This window comes from Streptomyces deccanensis, from assembly GCF_022385335.1.
GTDB classification, from domain to species: Bacteria; Actinomycetota; Actinomycetes; order Streptomycetales; family Streptomycetaceae; genus Streptomyces; species Streptomyces deccanensis.
In genome coordinates this window covers 1781399-1797919 of the sequence record NZ_CP092431.1, presented here as the reverse complement: position 1 = coordinate 1797919, position 16521 = coordinate 1781399, and the positions used below count along the sequence as shown (strand labels likewise).

Sequence of the window (16521 nt, the reverse complement as noted above, 5' to 3'; positions counted from 1 at the left end):
GACGGCATGAGCCGAGACGGTCAGGGAAGAAGCCACTGGTTCGACGACGAGGCCGGACCAGTGGTGCGTCCGTACGCGATGACACGCGGCCGGACCAACCACGCGATCCAGCACCGCCTCGACCTGATCGCCGTGGTCGTCACGGAACCGCACGTCGACGACCTGGAGGAGGACCACTCCCTCTCCCCTGAGCACGTCCGTATCGTCGAGCTCTGCCGCGACACCCCGCAGTCGGTGGCCGAACTGGCCGCCGACCTGGACCTCCCCGTCGGAGTGGTCCGCGTCCTCGTCGGAGACCTCGTGGACGAGGAACTCGTCCACGTGACCCGCCCCGTTCCGCCTGCCGAGCTGGTGGACGAGAGCATCCTGCGCGACGTCATCAACGGCCTCCGGGCGCTCTGAGCGCCACGGAGGCGGAGCGAACACGTGACAGACACCCCATCCAGCAGGAGAAAGACCGATGATCCTCGGGCGCACTGAGCGCGGCACACCCCCGGTCGAGCCCGTCACGCTCAAGATCCTCGTGGCCGGCGGCTTCGGCGTGGGCAAGACGACCTGCGTCGGCGCGGTCAGCGAGATCAAGCCACTGCGCACCGAGGAGGTGCTCACCGAGGCGGGCCGCCCGGTCGACGACACCAGCGGTGTGGAGAACAAGACGACGACCACCGTCGCCATGGACTTCGGCCGCATCACCCTGCGGGAGGACCTCGTCCTGTACCTGTTCGGCACCCCCGGGCAGGACCGCTTCTGGTTCCTCTGGGACGAGCTCGCCTCCGGCGCCCTCGGGGCCGTCGTCCTCGTCGACACGCGCCGCCTGGAGGACTGCTTCGCCGCCGTCGACTACTTCGAGCGGCGCTCCATCCCCTTCGTGATCGGCGTCAACTGCTTCGACGAGGCCGCGCGTTACCCGGCCGAGACGGTCCGCCAGGCCCTCGACCTCGACCCCGACGTACCGGTCGTCCTGTGCGACGCCCGACAGCGTGACTCGGTCAAGGACGTCCTCGTCGCCGTCGTCCGGCACGCGATGGCCCAGGCGTCGGGGCAGCGCCAGACCGTCACCACCTGAGGCACGGCCCGTACCCCCGCCGACAGGGGTACGGGCCGTGGCTTCATGGGCACGCGCGCGTGGAGTCCCTTGCGACGCCGACGACGCCGTACGCGCGCGTGGGTCCCGCCGCCTGCTCGCGCGGGCGGCCCGCGTCGTCAGCTCGCGTCGTCAGCTCGCGTCGTCCTCGTGCCAGCCGAGGCTCTTCTCCACCGCCTTGCGCCAGTTGTGGTACTCGCGGTCCCGTACGGAGGCCTCCATGGCGGGCGTCCACTCGACGTCCCGCTGCCAGTGCGACTTCAGCTCGTCCAGGTCGTTCCACACCCCGGTCGCGAGACCGGCGGCGTAGGCGGCGCCCAGGCAGGTCGTCTCCGAGACCCGGGGCCGGATCACGGGCACGCCCAGGACGTCCGCCTGGTGCTGCATCAGCAGGTTGTTCTTGGTCATACCGCCGTCGACCTTGAGCGTCGTGATGGGCACCCCCGAGTCCTGGAACATGGCGTCCACCACCTCGCGCGTCTGCCAGCTCGTCGCCTCCAGCACCGCGCGCGCGAGGTGCGCCTTGGTGACGTACCTCGTCAGGCCGGTCACGACGCCCCGCGCGTCCGAGCGCCAGTACGGGGCGAACAGGCCCGAGAACGCGGGCACGATGTACGCGCCGCCGTTGTCGTCGACGCTCGCCGCCAGCGGCTCGATCTCGTCGGCGCTGCGGATGATGCCGAGCTGGTCGCGGAACCACTGCACCAGGGCGCCCGTGATCGCGATCGACCCCTCCAGGCAGTACACCGGCGCCTCGTCGCCGATCTTGTACCCCATGGTGGTCAGCAGCCCGCTCTTCGACGGCACGGGCCGGTTCCCGGTGTTGAGCAGCAGGAAGCTCCCGGTGCCGTAGGTGTTCTTCGCGGTGCCCACGTCGTAGCAGGCCTGGCCGAAGATCGCCGCCTGCTGGTCGCCGAGCGCCGAGGCGACGGGAACGCCGGCGAGGGGGCCCACGGCCGTGCCGTACACCTCGGCGGAGGACCTGATCTCCGGCAGGACCGCCTCCGGGACGTTCATCGCGGAGAGGATCGAGGTGTCCCACTGGAGGGTCTCCAGGTTCATCAGCATGGTGCGTCCGGCGTTGGTGACATCGGTGACGTGCCGGCCGCCGTCCGTGCCACCGGTCAGGTTCCAGATCAGCCAGGAGTCGATCGTGCCGAACGCGATCTCGCCGCGCTCGGCACGGGCCCTGAGCCCCGGCACGTTGTCGAGCAGCCAGGCGGCCTTCGGCCCGGAGAAGTAGCTGGCCAGGGGCAGACCGGTCTGCTCACGGAAGCGATCCTGCCCGTCCGTGCCGCCGAGTTCGTTGCACAGCGCCGAGGTACGGGTGTCCTGCCAGACGATCGCGTTGTGCACGGGCTTGCCCGTGGCCCGGTCCCACAGGACGGTTGTCTCCCGCTGGTTGGTGATGCCGAGCGCGCTGATCTGGTCCGCCCGCAGGCCCGCCTTCGCGATGGCCCCGGCGACGACCGCCTGCACCTTCGACCAGATCTCCGTGGCGTCGTGCTCCACCCACCCCGGCTTGGGGAAGATCTGGCGGTGCTCCCGCTGGTCGACGGCGACGATGGCCCCGCCCTGGTCGAAGATGATGCAACGGCTCGAAGTGGTCCCCTGGTCGATGGCGGCGACGTACTTCTGGGCGTTGTCCGGCATGACATCCCCTCACGTCTTGGGTCGATTCGCGTCCTACGGCGGTGGGTCAGAAGGCTGCGTTGTAGACGAGGCCCGCGAGGACCCCGCCGACCAGGGGGCCGACGACCGGGATCCAGGCGTAACCCCAGTCCGAGGTGCCCTTGTGGGGGATCGGCAGGAAGGTGTGCACGATGCGCGGGCCGAGGTCACGGGCGGGGTTGATGGCGTAGCCGGTGGGCCCGCCCAGGGAGAGGCCGATGCCGACGACCAGGAACGCCACCAGCAGGACCGAGATGCCGGAGCCGTAGATCCCGGCCTCCTCGCCGGGGATCTGGCCGATGCCGATGCCCGTGTTCCGGCCGAAGGCGAGGATCGGCAGCACCAGGGCGATCGTCGCGATGATCTCCGTGATCAGGTTGGCGACCGGGTTCCGGATCTCCGGGATGGTGGAGAAGATCCCGAGGGTCGGCGTCGGCTCGTCCGCCGTGCCCTCCGTGGTGCCCTCCTTGCGGACGTTTGCCTGGAACTGCGCGAGGTACACGAGATAGGCGAGGACGGCGCCGAGCATCGCACCGACCATCTGGCCGAGCAGATACACCCAGACCTTGTCCCAGACCTCCGTGTCGACCGCGATCCCGAGGGTCACCGCCGGGTTGAGGTGCCCACCCGACAGGGGAGCGGCGGTGTAGGCGCCCGCCAGCACGGCGAAGCCCCAGCCGAACGCGATCACGATCCAGCCCGACGCCCTCGCCTTCGAGAACCTGAGAGTGACGGCGGCGCACACACCGGCGCCGAAGAGAATCAGGATCGCCGTACCGATGACCTCACCGACGAATATGTCTCCGTTGCTCATGGCGGCTCCTTGGCCCCGGCCCGGAGCGATCGGCCCCGGACCTCCGTGACGAGCGTGCCGGTGCGGCCGCATCGCCCGTGGGGGATGGCCTGTTGCAGGCGGGGAGCCCGAGCGGCGCGGTGCACAAAGACGCCCGAATCCGGCGATGCCGACCGACACCGGAAGTGTTCACCGGCACCCAGGGGGCGTCAAGAATCCGCACAACAACGGTTGAAGGCGCCTACGGGGCGCACATGTCGGCGCGAACAGCACGCAGCGCCCGACGACGCCCGCAGCACCGCGCCGGATCACGCCGCGACGATCACCGAACCGCCGTGGCCGAAGCCCTCATCACCCGACGGCCCCCCAACCCGCCCTCACCGAACCGCGATCACCGCCGACCCGTGCCCGAACAACCCCTGGTTCGCGCTGAGCGCCACCCTCGCCCCCGCGACCTGCCGCTCGCCCGCCTCGCCCCGCAACTGCCGGACCAGCTCGCACACCTGGGCGATCGCCTGCGCCGGAACCGCCTCCCCGAAGGAGGCCAGCCCTCCGCTGGAGTTCACCGGTATGCGGCCGCCCGGCGCCGTCGCACCGTCCCGCAGCAGCTTCGCGGCCTCGCCCTCACCGCACAGCCCCAGGTCCTCGTACCACTGCAACTCCAGCGCGGTGGACAGGTCGTAGACCTCGGCGAGCGAGAGGTCCTCGGGCCCGACGCCCGCCTCCTCGTACGCCGCCCGCGCGATCGACGCCCGGAACGTCTCGTCCGGCGGCGCCACCGCGACCGCCGAGTCCGTCGCGATGTCCGGCAGATCCAGCACCGTGTTGGGATAGCGGGGCGTCACCGTGGACACCGCCCGTATCCGCACCGGCTCGGCCACCCCGTGCCGCCGCGCGAACTCCATGCTGGACAGCACGAGCGCCGCACCCCCGTCCGAGGTCGCGCAGATGTCCAGCAGCCGCAGCGGATCGGCGACGACGGCCGAGGCCGCGACCTCCTCGGCGGTCACCCGCTTGCGATAGCGCGCGTGCGGATTGAGCGCCCCCATGGCGGAGTTCTTCACCTTGACCCGCGCGAAGTCCTCCCGCGTGTCCCCGTGCACCGCCATCCGCCGCCGCGCGTACAGCCCGAAGTACGTCGGATTGGTGGCCCCGAGGACGCGGAACCGCAACCAGTCCGGATCGTCCGCCCGATCCCCGCCCGCCGGCCGGAAGAAGCCCTTCGGGGCCGAGTCCGCGCCCACCACCAGCACCACGTCCGCGAGACCGGCGAGGATCTGGGCCCGCGCGGTGCCGACCGCCTGCGCCCCGGAGGCACAGGCCGCGTACACACTCGTGACCCGGGCCCCCTGCCAGCCCAGCGCCTTCGCGAAGGTCGCCCCCGCCACATAGCCCGGATAGCCGCCCCGGACCGTGTCGGCGCCGACGATCGAGCCGACGTCCCGCCAGTCGAGCCCCGCGTCGGCCAGCGCCGCCCGCGCGGCCACCGTCCCGTACTCGACGAAACTCCTGCCCCACTTGCCCCACGGGTGCATGCCCGCGCCCAGCACCGCCACCTCGCCCGTCATGTCCCCGCCCCCGTCGGCCGCCACTGCCAGGTCGTCCAGGCCGTCTCCGCGTCCTCGTTCAGCACCCCGGGGACGACCTCCACCTCCATGCCCACCGCCAGATCGGCGCAGGTCACCCCGGGAACGGCCTGCCCCAGCACCACGAGGCGTTCCTCGGCCAGTTCCACAGCGATCAACGCGTACGGCTCCCAGGGAAGTTCCGGATCCGACACGTAGGGTGACGGAGCCCGGTACCGTCCGTCCGTGTACGACCACACCCGGCCCCGCCGCGACAGCGCGACCTCGCGCAGCTCACCGCCCGGACAGGCCGGATTGCGGCAGAAGGCGTCCTCGCGGGGGAAGAACACCGAGGCGCACGCCGCACAGCGCGTGCCGAGCAGCCGGAACCCCTCGCCCTCCCCGGTGAACCAGCCCGCGACCACAGGTGTACGACTGCGCGCCAAAGCCCCTCCCCGACTACAGATCTGATGAACCGTCAGAACTGTCAGAGTCTGGCACGGGCTCCGCGAATTGGGCAGGCCCCGGGAGAACCGACGAGCCCCGTCCGGCGTCGGAGTATCGGGAGGGCCGGCCGGGGCCCACGGGGGTGGTTCCGGCCGGCCCTCACCCGTACCCGCGAACCCGGCGGTGTGGCGCATTGCGCCGCCCCGACGAGACGACCAGCAGATGATCGGATACAGTCCGCCGCGTGTCCGCGAATCAACACCCACCCGCCAACTCCGCACCGGACTCGCATTGTTCGAGCTGCGGAGCGCCCTACGGAGAGGGCGTTTCCGGCTGGCCCCGCACCTGCGAGGCCTGCCAGATAGTGGCCTACCGCAATCCGCTCCCCGTCGCGGTGGCCCTCCAACCCGTGTACGACACCCAGGGCACCGCCCTCGTGGTGATCACACGGACCATCGCCCCCGCGCGCGGGGGCACCGCCCTGCCCGGCGGCTTCATCGACCACCGGGAGGACTGGCGCCACGCCGTCGTCCGTGAACTCAAGGAGGAGACGGGCATCTGCGCGGCCGACCGCGACGTACGCCTCGCCGACGCCATGAGCTCGCCCGCCGGCCATCTCCTGCTCTTCGGGCTCCTCCCGGAGCGCCCGGCCGCCGGCCTCCCGGCGCCCGTCCCCACCGACGAGACGGAGGGCTGGCACCTGCTGCGCAGACCCACCGAACTCGCCTTCCCCCTGCACACCCTGGCCGTCCAGGCGTTCTTCGACGGCCGCTACATCTGAGCCGAAGCCACACCCGAGCCGTACCCGGGCTCACTCCCGGTCGAGCCCGCGCACCCGCACGGGATACGCGGGCTCGACCGGACCCTCGTCCCCGTCCCGCTCCACGACCACCCGCGGCCCCTCCCAACGCGCCGTGTACCGCTCGACCTCCGGCTCGTCCCAGCCGTCGCCCGCGTCCGGCACCACGAGCCCGCCTCCCGTCCGCCCGCGCGCGGGTGCCCACACCTCCAGCTCCAGGCCGCCGTCGGCGCCCCGGACCGGCAACACGGCACCCGCGCGCGCGAGTACCGGGACACGCGACAGCGGCGCGTCCAGCAGCACCTGCCCCGGTCCCTCGTACGCCCGCCCGGTCACCGTGTCGTACCAACGGCCCCGCGGCAGCCGCACCGCACGCCGGTCCACGCCCGGCTCCAGCACCGGCGCCACCAGCAGACAGTCACCCAGCAGGAACGCGTCCTCGCAGTCACGCAGCGTCCGGTCCTCCGGCGCACCCCACCACAAGGGGCGTACGTACGGCGCCCCCGTACGACGCGCCAGATGCGCCAGCGTCATGAAGTAGGGCGACAGCCGCCGCCGCTCGACGAGCGCCACGCGCGCGTGCTCGACGACCTCCTCCCCGAACTCCCACGGCTCCCGCCGCCCCGCCCGCAGACTCGCGTGCGTACGGAACAGCGGCAGGTACGCGCCGAGCTGGAACCACCGCAGATACAGCTCCGGCGACGGACTCCCGTCGAACCCGCCCACGTCAGGCCCCGAGTACGGCACCCCGCACAACCCCAGCCCCATCACCAGCGCGAGCGACGCCCGCAGCCCCGGCCAGCCCGTCGCCACGTCTCCGGACCACGTCCCGCCGTAACGCTGCATACCGGCCCACCCGGAGCGCGAGAACACGAACGGCCGCTCCTCGGGCACCAGCTCCCGCAACGCCTCGTACCCGGCGCGGGCCATGCAGAGCGCGTACACGTTGTGCGCCTCACGGTGATCGCCGCCCCGGCCCTCCAGATCGTGCCGGACCGACCGGGGCAACGTGTTCTCCCCGAACGCCGTGAACGACGTCGGCTCGTTCATGTCGTGCCAGAACCCGGCGAAGCCCTGCGCCAGCCGCTCCTCGTAGAGACCACCCCACCACGCGCGCGTACGCGCACGCGTGAAGTCGGGAAAGACCGACTCCCCGGGCCACACGAGCCCCTCCACGACGTTCCCCGCGGCATCCCGCACGAACGCGTCCTCCGCCGTCCCGCTGTCGTACACCGCGTCGCCCGGCCGCACACCGACCGCCGCGTCGACGATCGACACCAGCCGGATCCCCTCCCGCCGCAACTCGTCGGAGAGCACCGACAGCTTCGGGAAGTTGTCCGTGTCGACCGTGAAGACCCGATGGGCGTCGTAGTGGTCGATGTCCAGATGCACCGCGTCGAGCGGCAGACCGTGCTCCCGGTAGCCCGCGACGATCCGCCGCACCTCCTGCTCGCTCCCGAAGCCCCACCGCGCGTGATGATGGCCGAGCGCCCACGCGGGCGGCAGCGCCGGAGCCCCCGTCAGCGCGGCCCAGGCGTGCAGCACGCGCGCGGGGGTGCCCACTATCACCCAACAGCGCAGCGGTCCGCCGTCCATCCGCAGCTCGGCCGTCCCGGCCCGGTCGTGCCCGGACCCGGCACCCTCCTCGCCCTCGCGCAGCGTCACCGTGCCGTCCCACGTGGTGTCGTGGAACACCAGGTGCGTCGCCGCGTCCGCCACCACCATCTGCACCGGCATCGTGATGTACAGCGGATCGTCACCCGGCACGAACGGATGACCGGGGTCCGTGTTCCACAGCCGATACGTCCCGTCCCGCAGCCGGGGACCCGACGCCCGCCCGCCCAGACCGAAGAACCGCGCGTCGGCCGCCACCTCCGAACGCTGCACCCACCGCGCCTCACCCCCGCCGACCGGCTCCCACCACCGGGGCGGCAGATCACGCCGCAGGACCACCCCACCGGGCGTACGGACCTCCACGGCACCGTTCCGCGACACCACCACCGTCACCCGCTCGGCCACGACCCGCCAGGCGCCGTCCTTGTCCGGCTCCAGCACGGCCCGCGGATCCGGCTCCGGACACCGGCCCGCCAGCGCGTACGACGGCTCCGGCCCCGCCCCGTCCCAGCCCCAGAAGACCGCGCCGTGCACATCGACGGTCACCCGCAGCTCGGATCTGCCGAACCGCACGATCCCGCCGCCGGGCCCCGGCTCCACCCCGATCACCGGCCCCGGCACCCTGGCACGCTCGGCCCCCCGTGCCGGCAGCGCGGCGGCGTCCGCACGCCTCCTGCGCCATGCGGCCCGCACGGTGCGCAGCCCCTGCGCCGCCCCCGCCGAACCGATCGCTTTCACCGAACGCACCAGGTCACGACCGTCCATGTGGCTCACCATGCCACTGACCGGCCGCTTCGTGTGAACCGTTCAACTTCCGTTCACCCGTGGTGAGGTCACATGTTCACGTCGACGTCCAACAGCGGCTCACCCTGGTGCGGAAGTCGATCACATGGCATCGTCCGTGTCAGCCGCGTCACGCGCACACCCCTGCTCGGGCGCGCACGACGCCCACCACGCGCACAGTCCCGGGAGCCGCCCCATGACCTCAGCGAACCCCTCGCCGCTCTGGCAGCCCGACGCGGACCGCGTCGCCCGGGCCCGGATCACCGCGTTCCAGTCCTGGGCGGCCGAACACCACGGAGCGCCCGCCGAGGGCGGATACCCGGCCCTGCACCGCTGGTCGGTCGACGAACTCGAGACGTTCTGGAAAGCCGTCACGGAGTGGTTCGACGTACGGTTCTCCACCCCCTACGCGCGCGTGCTCGGCGATCGCACCATGCCCGGCGCCTCGTGGTTCCCCGGCGCCACCCTCAACTACGCGGAACACGCCCTCCGCGCGACCGACACCCGCGCCGAGGAACCGGCCCTGCTCCACGTCGACGAGACCCACGAACCACGCCCGGTGACCTGGTCCGAGCTGCGCCGCCAGGTCGGCTCACTCGCCGCCGAACTGCGCGCCCTCGGCGTACGCCCCGGCGACCGCGTCAGCGGCTACCTCCCGAACATCCCGCAGGCCGTCGTCGCCCTCCTCGCCACGGCCGCCGTGGGCGGCGTCTGGACCTCCTGCGCCCCCGACTTCGGTGCCCGCAGCGTCCTCGACCGCTTCCAGCAGGTCGAACCCGTCGTCCTGTTCGCCGTCGACGGCTACCGCTACGGCGGCAAGGAACACGACCGCCGCGACACCGTCGCCGAACTCCGCCGCGAGCTGCCCACCCTGCGCGCCGTGGTCCACATCCCCGTCCTCGGCACCGAAGCCCCCGAGGGCGCTCTGGAATGGTCGGCCCTGACCTCCGCGGACGTCACCCCGACCTTCGAACAGGTCCCGTTCGACCACCCCCTGTGGGTGCTCTACTCCTCCGGCACCACCGGACTCCCCAAGGCCCTCGTCCAGTCCCAGGGCGGCATCCTCGTCGAACACCTCAAACAGCTCGGCCTGCACTGCGACCTCGGCCCCGAGGACCGCTTCTTCTGGTACACCTCCACCGGCTGGATGATGTGGAACTTCCTCGTCTCCGGCCTCCTCACCGGCACCACCGTCGTCCTGTACGACGGCAGCCCCGGCCACCCCGACACCGGCGCCCAGTGGCGCGTCGCCGAACGCACCGGCGCCACCCTCTTCGGCACCTCCGCCGCCTACGTCATGGCCTGCCGCAAGGCCGACGTCCACCCCGGCCGCGACTACGATCTCTCCCGCGTCCAGTGCGTCGGCACCACAGGATCCCCGCTCCCGCCCGACGGCTTCCGCTGGCTCCACGACGAGGTCCGCGAGGACCTCTGGATCGCCTCCGTCAGCGGCGGCACCGACGTGTGCTCCTGCTTCGCGGGAGCCGTCCCCACCCTCCCGGTCCACATCGGCGAACTCCAGGCCCCCAGCCTCGGCACCGACCTCCAGTCCTGGGACCCCAGCGGCAAACCCCTCGTCGACGAGGTCGGCGAACTGGTCGTCACCAACCCCATGCCGTCCATGCCGATCCACTTCTGGAACGACCCCGACGGCACCCGCTACCACGACAGCTACTTCGACACCTACCCCGGCGTCTGGCGCCACGGCGACTGGATCACCCTCACCTCCCGGGGCTCCGTCGTGATCCACGGCCGCTCCGACTCCACGCTCAACCGCCAAGGCGTCCGCATGGGTTCGGCCGACATCTACGAAGCCGTCGAACGCCTCCCCGAGATCAAGGAGTCCCTCGTCATCGGCGTCGAACAGCCCGACGGCGGCTACTGGATGCCCCTCTTCGTCCACCTCGCCCCAGGAGCGACGCTCGACGAGGCCCTCCTCACCCGCATCAAGCGGACCATCCGCGAACAGCTCTCACCGCGTCATGTCCCCGACGAGGTCATCGAAGTCCCCGGCGTCCCGCACACCCTCACCGGCAAACGCATCGAGGTCCCCGTCAAACGCCTCCTCCAGGGCACCCCGCTGGACAAGGCGGTCAACCCCGGCTCCATCGACAACCTCGACCTCCTGCGCTTCTACGAGGACCTGGCCCGCGAGCGAGCCTGACCCCCGCACGCGACCGCGTTGTCAGTGCCCTCGATTACTGTGAGTGAGCATTGATCGACCGTTCGCACAGGGGGAGAACATGGCACGCACCGACCACCAGAGCATGCGCCGCGTCCTGCGCCGCGAGATCGCGGGCACCATCGGCCTGCTGGCCGACGAACACGACTTCACCGCCATGCGGCGCTACCGCAGCTTCACCTTCGACGACCACACGACCTACCTCCGACAAGTGGAAGCCCTGCTCAGGACCCTCTCCGCGCAGGGCAACCACACCACGGTCGCCCTCTTCGACCCCGAGGAGTACGCGGAGTTCTGCGCCGACACCGGCCTCGAACCCGACACCCCCGCCAGCCGCACCCGCTTCACCGCCGAGCTGGCCGCGACGGGCGCCGCCGTCCCGTACGAAGGACAGCCCCTCACCGAGCTCGTCCCCGACCTCATCGACGAAGCCGTCCGCCTCGCCACCTGGGAGTACGCCACCACACTCCTCGCCCAGATCGGCGAGTGCGCCTCCTGCGGCGAGGACATCGGCCGCGCGGCCTTCTCCCGCGCCATGCACCTGCTCAAGCGCATCCTCGACACCGCCGACCCGGGCGAACGCCACCTCGTCTGCAGCGTCTCCGCCGAACCCCAGGCACTGGCCGCCGTCCTCCACGCCGACCAGGACACCGAAGGAGCCACTCGCATCGACGAGTCCGAGGCCCTGGAGTTCGCCACCGTCCTGGCCCTCGGCATCGCCACCCGAAGCCCCGGCGGACTCGTCATGCGCACCACCGCCCCGGACCGGACCGAGCGCGTCTACGGCTGGCACCTGCGCGGAGACGGCCTCGCCCCCCTCACCGCGGGAGAGGTCTTCGACGCCTACTGCACCGACCGGGAGTCCGGAGACCTCGTCTCCCCGGAGTCCGGCGTCGACTACTGCACCCCGCCCGACCTCGGGGACGACCCCGGCCAGGGAGGCCCGACCCAGCACGGCCACACCCACTGAACGGGCGAGGGGCGCCCCACCCGAAGGTGGAGCGCCCCTCGACACCGGCCGGTCCGCCGGTCTACTCGCCCGACAGCACCGCCTGCGCCGCGCCACGCGCCTCCTCGGCCGTGTCCGCGGCACGCGCGGCGGCGGCGGCCCGCTCGCACTGCGCCAGCGTGTACTTCGCCAAGGTCGCCCGCACATACGGAATCGACGCCGCACCCATGGACAGGGAGGTGACCCCCAGACCGGTCAGCACACACGCGAGCAGCGGATCCGACGCCGCCTCACCGCAGACACCACAGCTCTTGCCCTCGGCCTGCGCCGCCTCGGCGGACAGCGCGACCAGGTCGAGCAGGGCCGGCTGCCACGGATCCTGGAGCCGCGACACGGCACCCACCTGCCGGTCGGCCGCGAACGTGTACTGCGCGAGGTCATTGGTCCCCAGCGAGAGGAACTCGACTTCCCGCAGGATCGACCGCGCCCGCAGCGCCGCCGACGGGATCTCCACCATGGCACCGAACTTGGCCCGCAGCCCCGCCTCACGACACGCGTCGGCGAACGCCTTGGCGTCCGTGCGGTCCGCGACCATCGGCGCCATGACCTCGAGGTGGACCGGCAGCCCTTCGGCGGCCTTCGCGAGCGCCGTCAGCTGCGTCCGCAGCACCTCGGGGTGATCGAGGAGCGTCCGCAGACCACGCACACCGAGGGCCGGGTTCGGCTCGTCGGCCGGCGTGAGGAACTCCAGCGGCTTGTCGGCGCCGGCGTCCAGCACCCGCACCACCACACGCCCCTCGGGGAAGGCCTCCAACACCTGGCGGTACGCCTCGACCTGCTTGTCCTCGGACGGCGCCGCCTTGCTGTCGTCCAGGAAGAGGAACTCGGTCCGGAACAGCCCGACCCCCTCGGCCCCGGCCTCCACGGCCGCCGGCACGTCGGCGGGGCCGCCCACATTGGCCAGCAGCGGAACCCGGTGCCCGTCAGAGGTCGCCCCGGGTCCACTCGACGCGGCCAGCGCGGCCTTCCGCGCCGCCGCGGCGGCCTCCAGTTCGGCCTTCTTCTCCGCACTCGGGTTCACGAAGATCTCACCGGTGCTGCCGTCCACGGCGATCTCCGTGCCCTCGGCGAGCTCCCCGGCCCCCGGCAGCGCGACCACGGCCGGCACCCCGAGCGCCCGCGCCAGAATCGCGCTGTGACTCGTCGGCCCACCCTCCTCGGTCACGAAACCGAGGACGAGCGTCGGATCGAGCAGCGCCGTGTCCGCGGGGGCCAGGTCCCGGGCGATGAGCACGTACGGCTCGTCGCTGTCCGGCACCCCCGGCATCGGAACCCCGAGCAGCCGGGCGACGATACGATTCCGCACATCGTCGAGGTCGGCCACGCGACCCGCGAGGTACTCGCCGGCCCCGGCCAGCAGCGCCCGATACGCGGCGAAGGCGTCGTAGACACCACGCTCCGCCGTGCTCCCCACGGCGATACGTCGCTCCACATCCGCCATCAGCTCCGGGTCCTGGGCCATCAGGGCCTGGGCCTCCAGCACGGCCTGGGCCTCGCCCCCGGCCAGATTGCCGCGCGCGATCAGATCGGCGGCCACCGCGTCCACGGCCTTACGGGCACGCCCCTGCTCGCGCTCCGCGTCCGCCGCCGGGATCTGCTTGGCGGGCGGCTCCAGCACCGCCGTCCCCATGTGCCGAACCTCGCCGATCGCCACACCGTGGCTCACACCGACGCCTCGCAGCGTTGTCTCCATCTCACCTGTCTCCGATAGTGCGGCGGATCCCGCCGCCGCGGTGGTTGTGGAACGTGCGGGCCGGTACGGCCCCGAGGTCACCGCCAGCCGAAGAGCGTGTCGCCGGCCTTCACCTCGCCGTCCTCGCGGAGCTCGGTGAGGGAGTCGGCCGTGGCCTCCAAGGCCACCACAGGGCAGATCGGCGACTTTCCCGCGGCCTCCACGGCGGCGGGGTTCCAGCGCACCACGGACTGACCCCGTCGCACGGTGTCGCCCTTGTTCACGAGCACCTCGAAGCCCTCACCGTTCAGCTGCACGGTGTCGATACCGAGATGCGTCAGCACACCGTGTCCCTCACCGTCCACCACGACGAACGCATGCGGGTGCAGGGAGACGACGACCCCGTCGACGGGAGAGACGGCCTCGCCTGCCTCCCGCACGGGATCGATCGCCGTGCCGGGGCCGACCATCGCCCCCGAGAACACGGGATCCGGCACGGCGGTCAGTCCGATGGCGCGTCCTGCGAGAGGGGACAGCACGGTGGTCATGGGAAGCCTCCCAGGTGGAGATCTATGAGGGCGCCGCCCCCGTGGGTCCCGGGGCGGCGCGCTGAGCAGCAGGGTAGGTCAGTTGAAGTACCCGTTCCGCACGATAGCTCCGCGTTAGAGGTCTAGACCACCCCTCGAAGCGATTTGCACGGGCTCCGCGGCCCGATGTAGAGTCTTAGACCTGCCTCGGGGCGAGCGGCACTGTGTGTCCGACCCCGGCAGCACCGAACTCGTTCAGATCGTTCAGATCCTATCCCGGGATCGTCTTCTGCATGCCTGCAGGACGATGGTCAGGGGGCCGGAAAAACACTGATAGAGTTTGGAACACCGAAGGGAAGCGCCCGGAGGAAAGCCCAGGAAATAACTTGGGTGAGTACAAAGGAAGCGTCCGTTCCTTGAGAACTCAACAGCGTGCCAAAAATCAACGCCAGATTAGTTGATACCCCGTCTCCAGCATCTGCTGGGGCGAGGTTCCTTTGAAATAAACACAGCGAGGACGCTGTGAACCATCGGCTTATTCCGCCGGTGGTTCCGCTCTCGTGATGTGTGCACCCGATTACGGGTAAACATTCACGGAGAGTTTGATCCTGGCTCAGGACGAACGCTGGCGGCGTGCTTAACACATGCAAGTCGAACGATGAACCACTTCGGTGGGGATTAGTGGCGAACGGGTGAGTAACACGTGGGCAATCTGCCCTTCACTCTGGGACAAGCCCTGGAAACGGGGTCTAATACCGGATACGACACTCTCGGGCATCCGATGAGTGTGGAAAGCTCCGGCGGTGAAGGATGAGCCCGCGGCCTATCAGCTTGTTGGTGAGGTAACGGCTCACCAAGGCGACGACGGGTAGCCGGCCTGAGAGGGCGACCGGCCACACTGGGACTGAGACACGGCCCAGACTCCTACGGGAGGCAGCAGTGGGGAATATTGCACAATGGGCGAAAGCCTGATGCAGCGACGCCGCGTGAGGGATGACGGCCTTCGGGTTGTAAACCTCTTTCAGCAGGGAAGAAGCGAAAGTGACGGTACCTGCAGAAGAAGCGCCGGCTAACTACGTGCCAGCAGCCGCGGTAATACGTAGGGCGCGAGCGTTGTCCGGAATTATTGGGCGTAAAGAGCTCGTAGGCGGTCTGTCGCGTCGGATGTGAAAGCCCGGGGCTTAACCCCGGGTCTGCATTCGATACGGGCAGACTAGAGTGTGGTAGGGGAGATCGGAATTCCTGGTGTAGCGGTGAAATGCGCAGATATCAGGAGGAACACCGGTGGCGAAGGCGGATCTCTGGGCCATTACTGACGCTGAGGAGCGAAAGCGTGGGGAGCGAACAGGATTAGATACCCTGGTAGTCCACGCCGTAAACGGTGGGAACTAGGTGTTGGCGACATTCCACGTCGTCGGTGCCGCAGCTAACGCATTAAGTTCCCCGCCTGGGGAGTACGGCCGCAAGGCTAAAACTCAAAGGAATTGACGGGGGCCCGCACAAGCAGCGGAGCATGTGGCTTAATTCGACGCAACGCGAAGAACCTTACCAAGGCTTGACATACACCGGAAACGGCCAGAGATGGTCGCCCCCTTGTGGTCGGTGTACAGGTGGTGCATGGCTGTCGTCAGCTCGTGTCGTGAGATGTTGGGTTAAGTCCCGCAACGAGCGCAACCCTTGTTCTGTGTTGCCAGCATGCCCTTCGGGGTGATGGGGACTCACAGGAGACTGCCGGGGTCAACTCGGAGGAAGGTGGGGACGACGTCAAGTCATCATGCCCCTTATGTCTTGGGCTGCACACGTGCTACAATGGCAGGTACAATGAGCTGCGAAGCCGCGAGGCGGAGCGAATCTCAAAAAGCCTGTCTCAGTTCGGATTGGGGTCTGCAACTCGACCCCATGAAGTCGGAGTTGCTAGTAATCGCAGATCAGCATTGCTGCGGTGAATACGTTCCCGGGCCTTGTACACACCGCCCGTCACGTCACGAAAGTCGGTAACACCCGAAGCCGGTGGCCCAACCCCTTGTGGGAGGGAGCTGTCGAAGGTGGGACTGGCGATTGGGACGAAGTCGTAACAAGGTAGCCGTACCGGAAGGTGCGGCTGGATCACCTCCTTTCTAAGGAGCATTTCTAGGCTGCTACGGCAGTCCAGAGGCCAGATCATCAGCGAACGTCTGATGCTGGTTGCTCATGGGTGGAACGTTGATTATTCGGCCGGTTTCACGGGTCGGAGGCTGTTAGTACTGCTCGCAAGGGCGTGGAAAACATGATCTCCGGGCGGGAGCCGGCTGGGCACGCTGTTGGGTGTCTGAGGGAATGAACTTTCCTTCAGTGCCGACCCCGGTGAACTCACTGGCTTGTCCGGTGGGGTGGCG

General features: G+C 70.0%; 12 protein-coding genes and 1 rRNA gene. 6 read left to right on the top strand and 7 right to left on the bottom strand.

Features of this window, described 5'->3' with window-relative positions; all coding sequences use genetic code 11:
* Positions 1-6: 6 nt before the first annotated feature.
* Positions 7-402, top strand: a complete 396-nt coding sequence (locus L3078_RS08025) for a DUF742 domain-containing protein (protein WP_239752348.1) — start codon at positions 7-9, stop codon at positions 400-402.
* A 58-nt stretch (positions 403-460) separates the two neighbouring features.
* The gene (locus tag L3078_RS08020; protein WP_239752347.1) at positions 461-1066 is read left to right on the top strand and encodes a GTP-binding protein; all 606 of its coding nucleotides are present in this window, start codon (positions 461-463) and stop codon (positions 1064-1066) included.
* 150 nt (positions 1067-1216) lie between these two features.
* Here the strand turns inward: L3078_RS08020 and glpK are convergent, their stop codons facing one another.
* The 4 genes from glpK to L3078_RS08000 all read right to left on the bottom strand — a co-directional run bounded on the left by glpK (position 1217) and on the right by L3078_RS08000 (position 5538).
* Positions 1217-2737 carry a glycerol kinase GlpK gene (gene glpK, locus L3078_RS08015; protein ID WP_239752346.1) on the bottom strand — a complete coding sequence of 507 codons (1521 nt, stop codon included), beginning with the start codon at positions 2735-2737 and terminating at the stop codon, positions 1217-1219.
* Between the two features lie 46 nt (positions 2738-2783).
* Positions 2784-3569, bottom strand: coding sequence for an MIP/aquaporin family protein (locus tag L3078_RS08010; RefSeq protein WP_239752345.1), 786 nt, complete (start codon positions 3567-3569; stop codon positions 2784-2786).
* Between the two features lie 356 nt (positions 3570-3925).
* A complete protein-coding gene (locus L3078_RS08005; RefSeq protein ID WP_239752344.1) occupies positions 3926-5116 on the bottom strand; it encodes a lipid-transfer protein in 1191 nt (396 codons plus the stop codon).
* Complete coding sequence (locus tag L3078_RS08000) at positions 5113-5538, bottom strand: Zn-ribbon domain-containing OB-fold protein (RefSeq protein ID WP_239760245.1); 426 nt, start codon at positions 5536-5538, stop codon at positions 5113-5115. Before L3078_RS08000 ends, L3078_RS08005 begins: the two co-directional genes overlap by 4 nt.
* A 266-nt stretch (positions 5539-5804) precedes the next feature.
* On the opposite strand from L3078_RS08000, the gene L3078_RS07995 reads away from it, so the two are divergent.
* On the top strand, positions 5805-6341 hold the full coding sequence (locus L3078_RS07995) for an NUDIX domain-containing protein (protein ID WP_239752343.1): 537 nt from the start codon (positions 5805-5807) through the stop codon (positions 6339-6341).
* Positions 6342-6371: 30 nt separating this feature from the next.
* Here L3078_RS07995 and L3078_RS07990 read toward each other — a convergent pair whose 3' ends face one another.
* A complete protein-coding gene (locus L3078_RS07990; RefSeq protein ID WP_239752342.1) occupies positions 6372-8738 on the bottom strand; it encodes a glycoside hydrolase family 31 protein in 2367 nt (788 codons plus the stop codon).
* A 214-nt stretch (positions 8739-8952) separates the two neighbouring features.
* Between L3078_RS07990 and L3078_RS07985 the strand changes: the two genes are divergently transcribed.
* Positions 8953-10920, top strand: coding sequence for an acetoacetate--CoA ligase (locus tag L3078_RS07985; RefSeq protein ID WP_239752341.1), 1968 nt, complete (start codon positions 8953-8955; stop codon positions 10918-10920).
* Between the two features lie 79 nt (positions 10921-10999).
* On the top strand, positions 11000-11908 hold the full coding sequence (locus tag L3078_RS07980; protein WP_239752340.1) for a hypothetical protein: 909 nt from the start codon (positions 11000-11002) through the stop codon (positions 11906-11908).
* 61 nt (positions 11909-11969) lie between these two features.
* On the opposite strand, the gene ptsP is transcribed toward L3078_RS07980, so the two are convergent.
* Together ptsP and L3078_RS07970 are read right to left on the bottom strand one after the other, a co-directional pair.
* Positions 11970-13640, bottom strand: coding sequence for a phosphoenolpyruvate--protein phosphotransferase (gene ptsP, locus L3078_RS07975; protein WP_239752339.1), 1671 nt, complete (start codon positions 13638-13640; stop codon positions 11970-11972).
* A gap of 77 nt (positions 13641-13717) precedes the next feature.
* Complete coding sequence (locus L3078_RS07970; protein ID WP_239752338.1) at positions 13718-14167, bottom strand: PTS sugar transporter subunit IIA; 450 nt, start codon at positions 14165-14167, stop codon at positions 13718-13720.
* Between the two features lie 569 nt (positions 14168-14736).
* On the opposite strand from L3078_RS07970, the gene L3078_RS07965 reads away from it, so the two are divergent.
* Positions 14737-16263 (top strand): 16S ribosomal RNA (locus L3078_RS07965).
* The last annotated feature ends 258 nt before the right edge of the window (positions 16264-16521 follow it).

Bases quoted from the DNA above. Each gene is read 5' to 3' on its own strand.
- L3078_RS08025 (WP_239752348.1), top strand. From the start codon at position 7: ATGAGCCGAGACGGTCAGGGAAGAAGCCACTGGTTCGACGACGAGGCC.
- L3078_RS08020 (WP_239752347.1), top strand. From the start codon at position 461: ATGATCCTCGGGCGCACTGAGCGCGGCACACCCCCGGTCGAGCCCGTC.
- glpK (WP_239752346.1), bottom strand. From the start codon at position 2,737: ATGCCGGACAACGCCCAGAAGTACGTCGCCGCCATCGACCAGGGGACC.
- L3078_RS08010 (WP_239752345.1), bottom strand. From the start codon at position 3,569: ATGAGCAACGGAGACATATTCGTCGGTGAGGTCATCGGTACGGCGATC.
- L3078_RS08005 (WP_239752344.1), bottom strand. From the start codon at position 5,116: ATGACGGGCGAGGTGGCGGTGCTGGGCGCGGGCATGCACCCGTGGGGC.
- L3078_RS07990 (WP_239752342.1), bottom strand. From the start codon at position 8,738: ATGGACGGTCGTGACCTGGTGCGTTCGGTGAAAGCGATCGGTTCGGCG.
- L3078_RS07985 (WP_239752341.1), top strand. From the start codon at position 8,953: ATGACCTCAGCGAACCCCTCGCCGCTCTGGCAGCCCGACGCGGACCGC.
- L3078_RS07980 (WP_239752340.1), top strand. From the start codon at position 11,000: ATGGCACGCACCGACCACCAGAGCATGCGCCGCGTCCTGCGCCGCGAG.
- ptsP (WP_239752339.1), bottom strand. From the start codon at position 13,640: ATGGAGACAACGCTGCGAGGCGTCGGTGTGAGCCACGGTGTGGCGATC.
- L3078_RS07970 (WP_239752338.1), bottom strand. From the start codon at position 14,167: ATGACCACCGTGCTGTCCCCTCTCGCAGGACGCGCCATCGGACTGACC.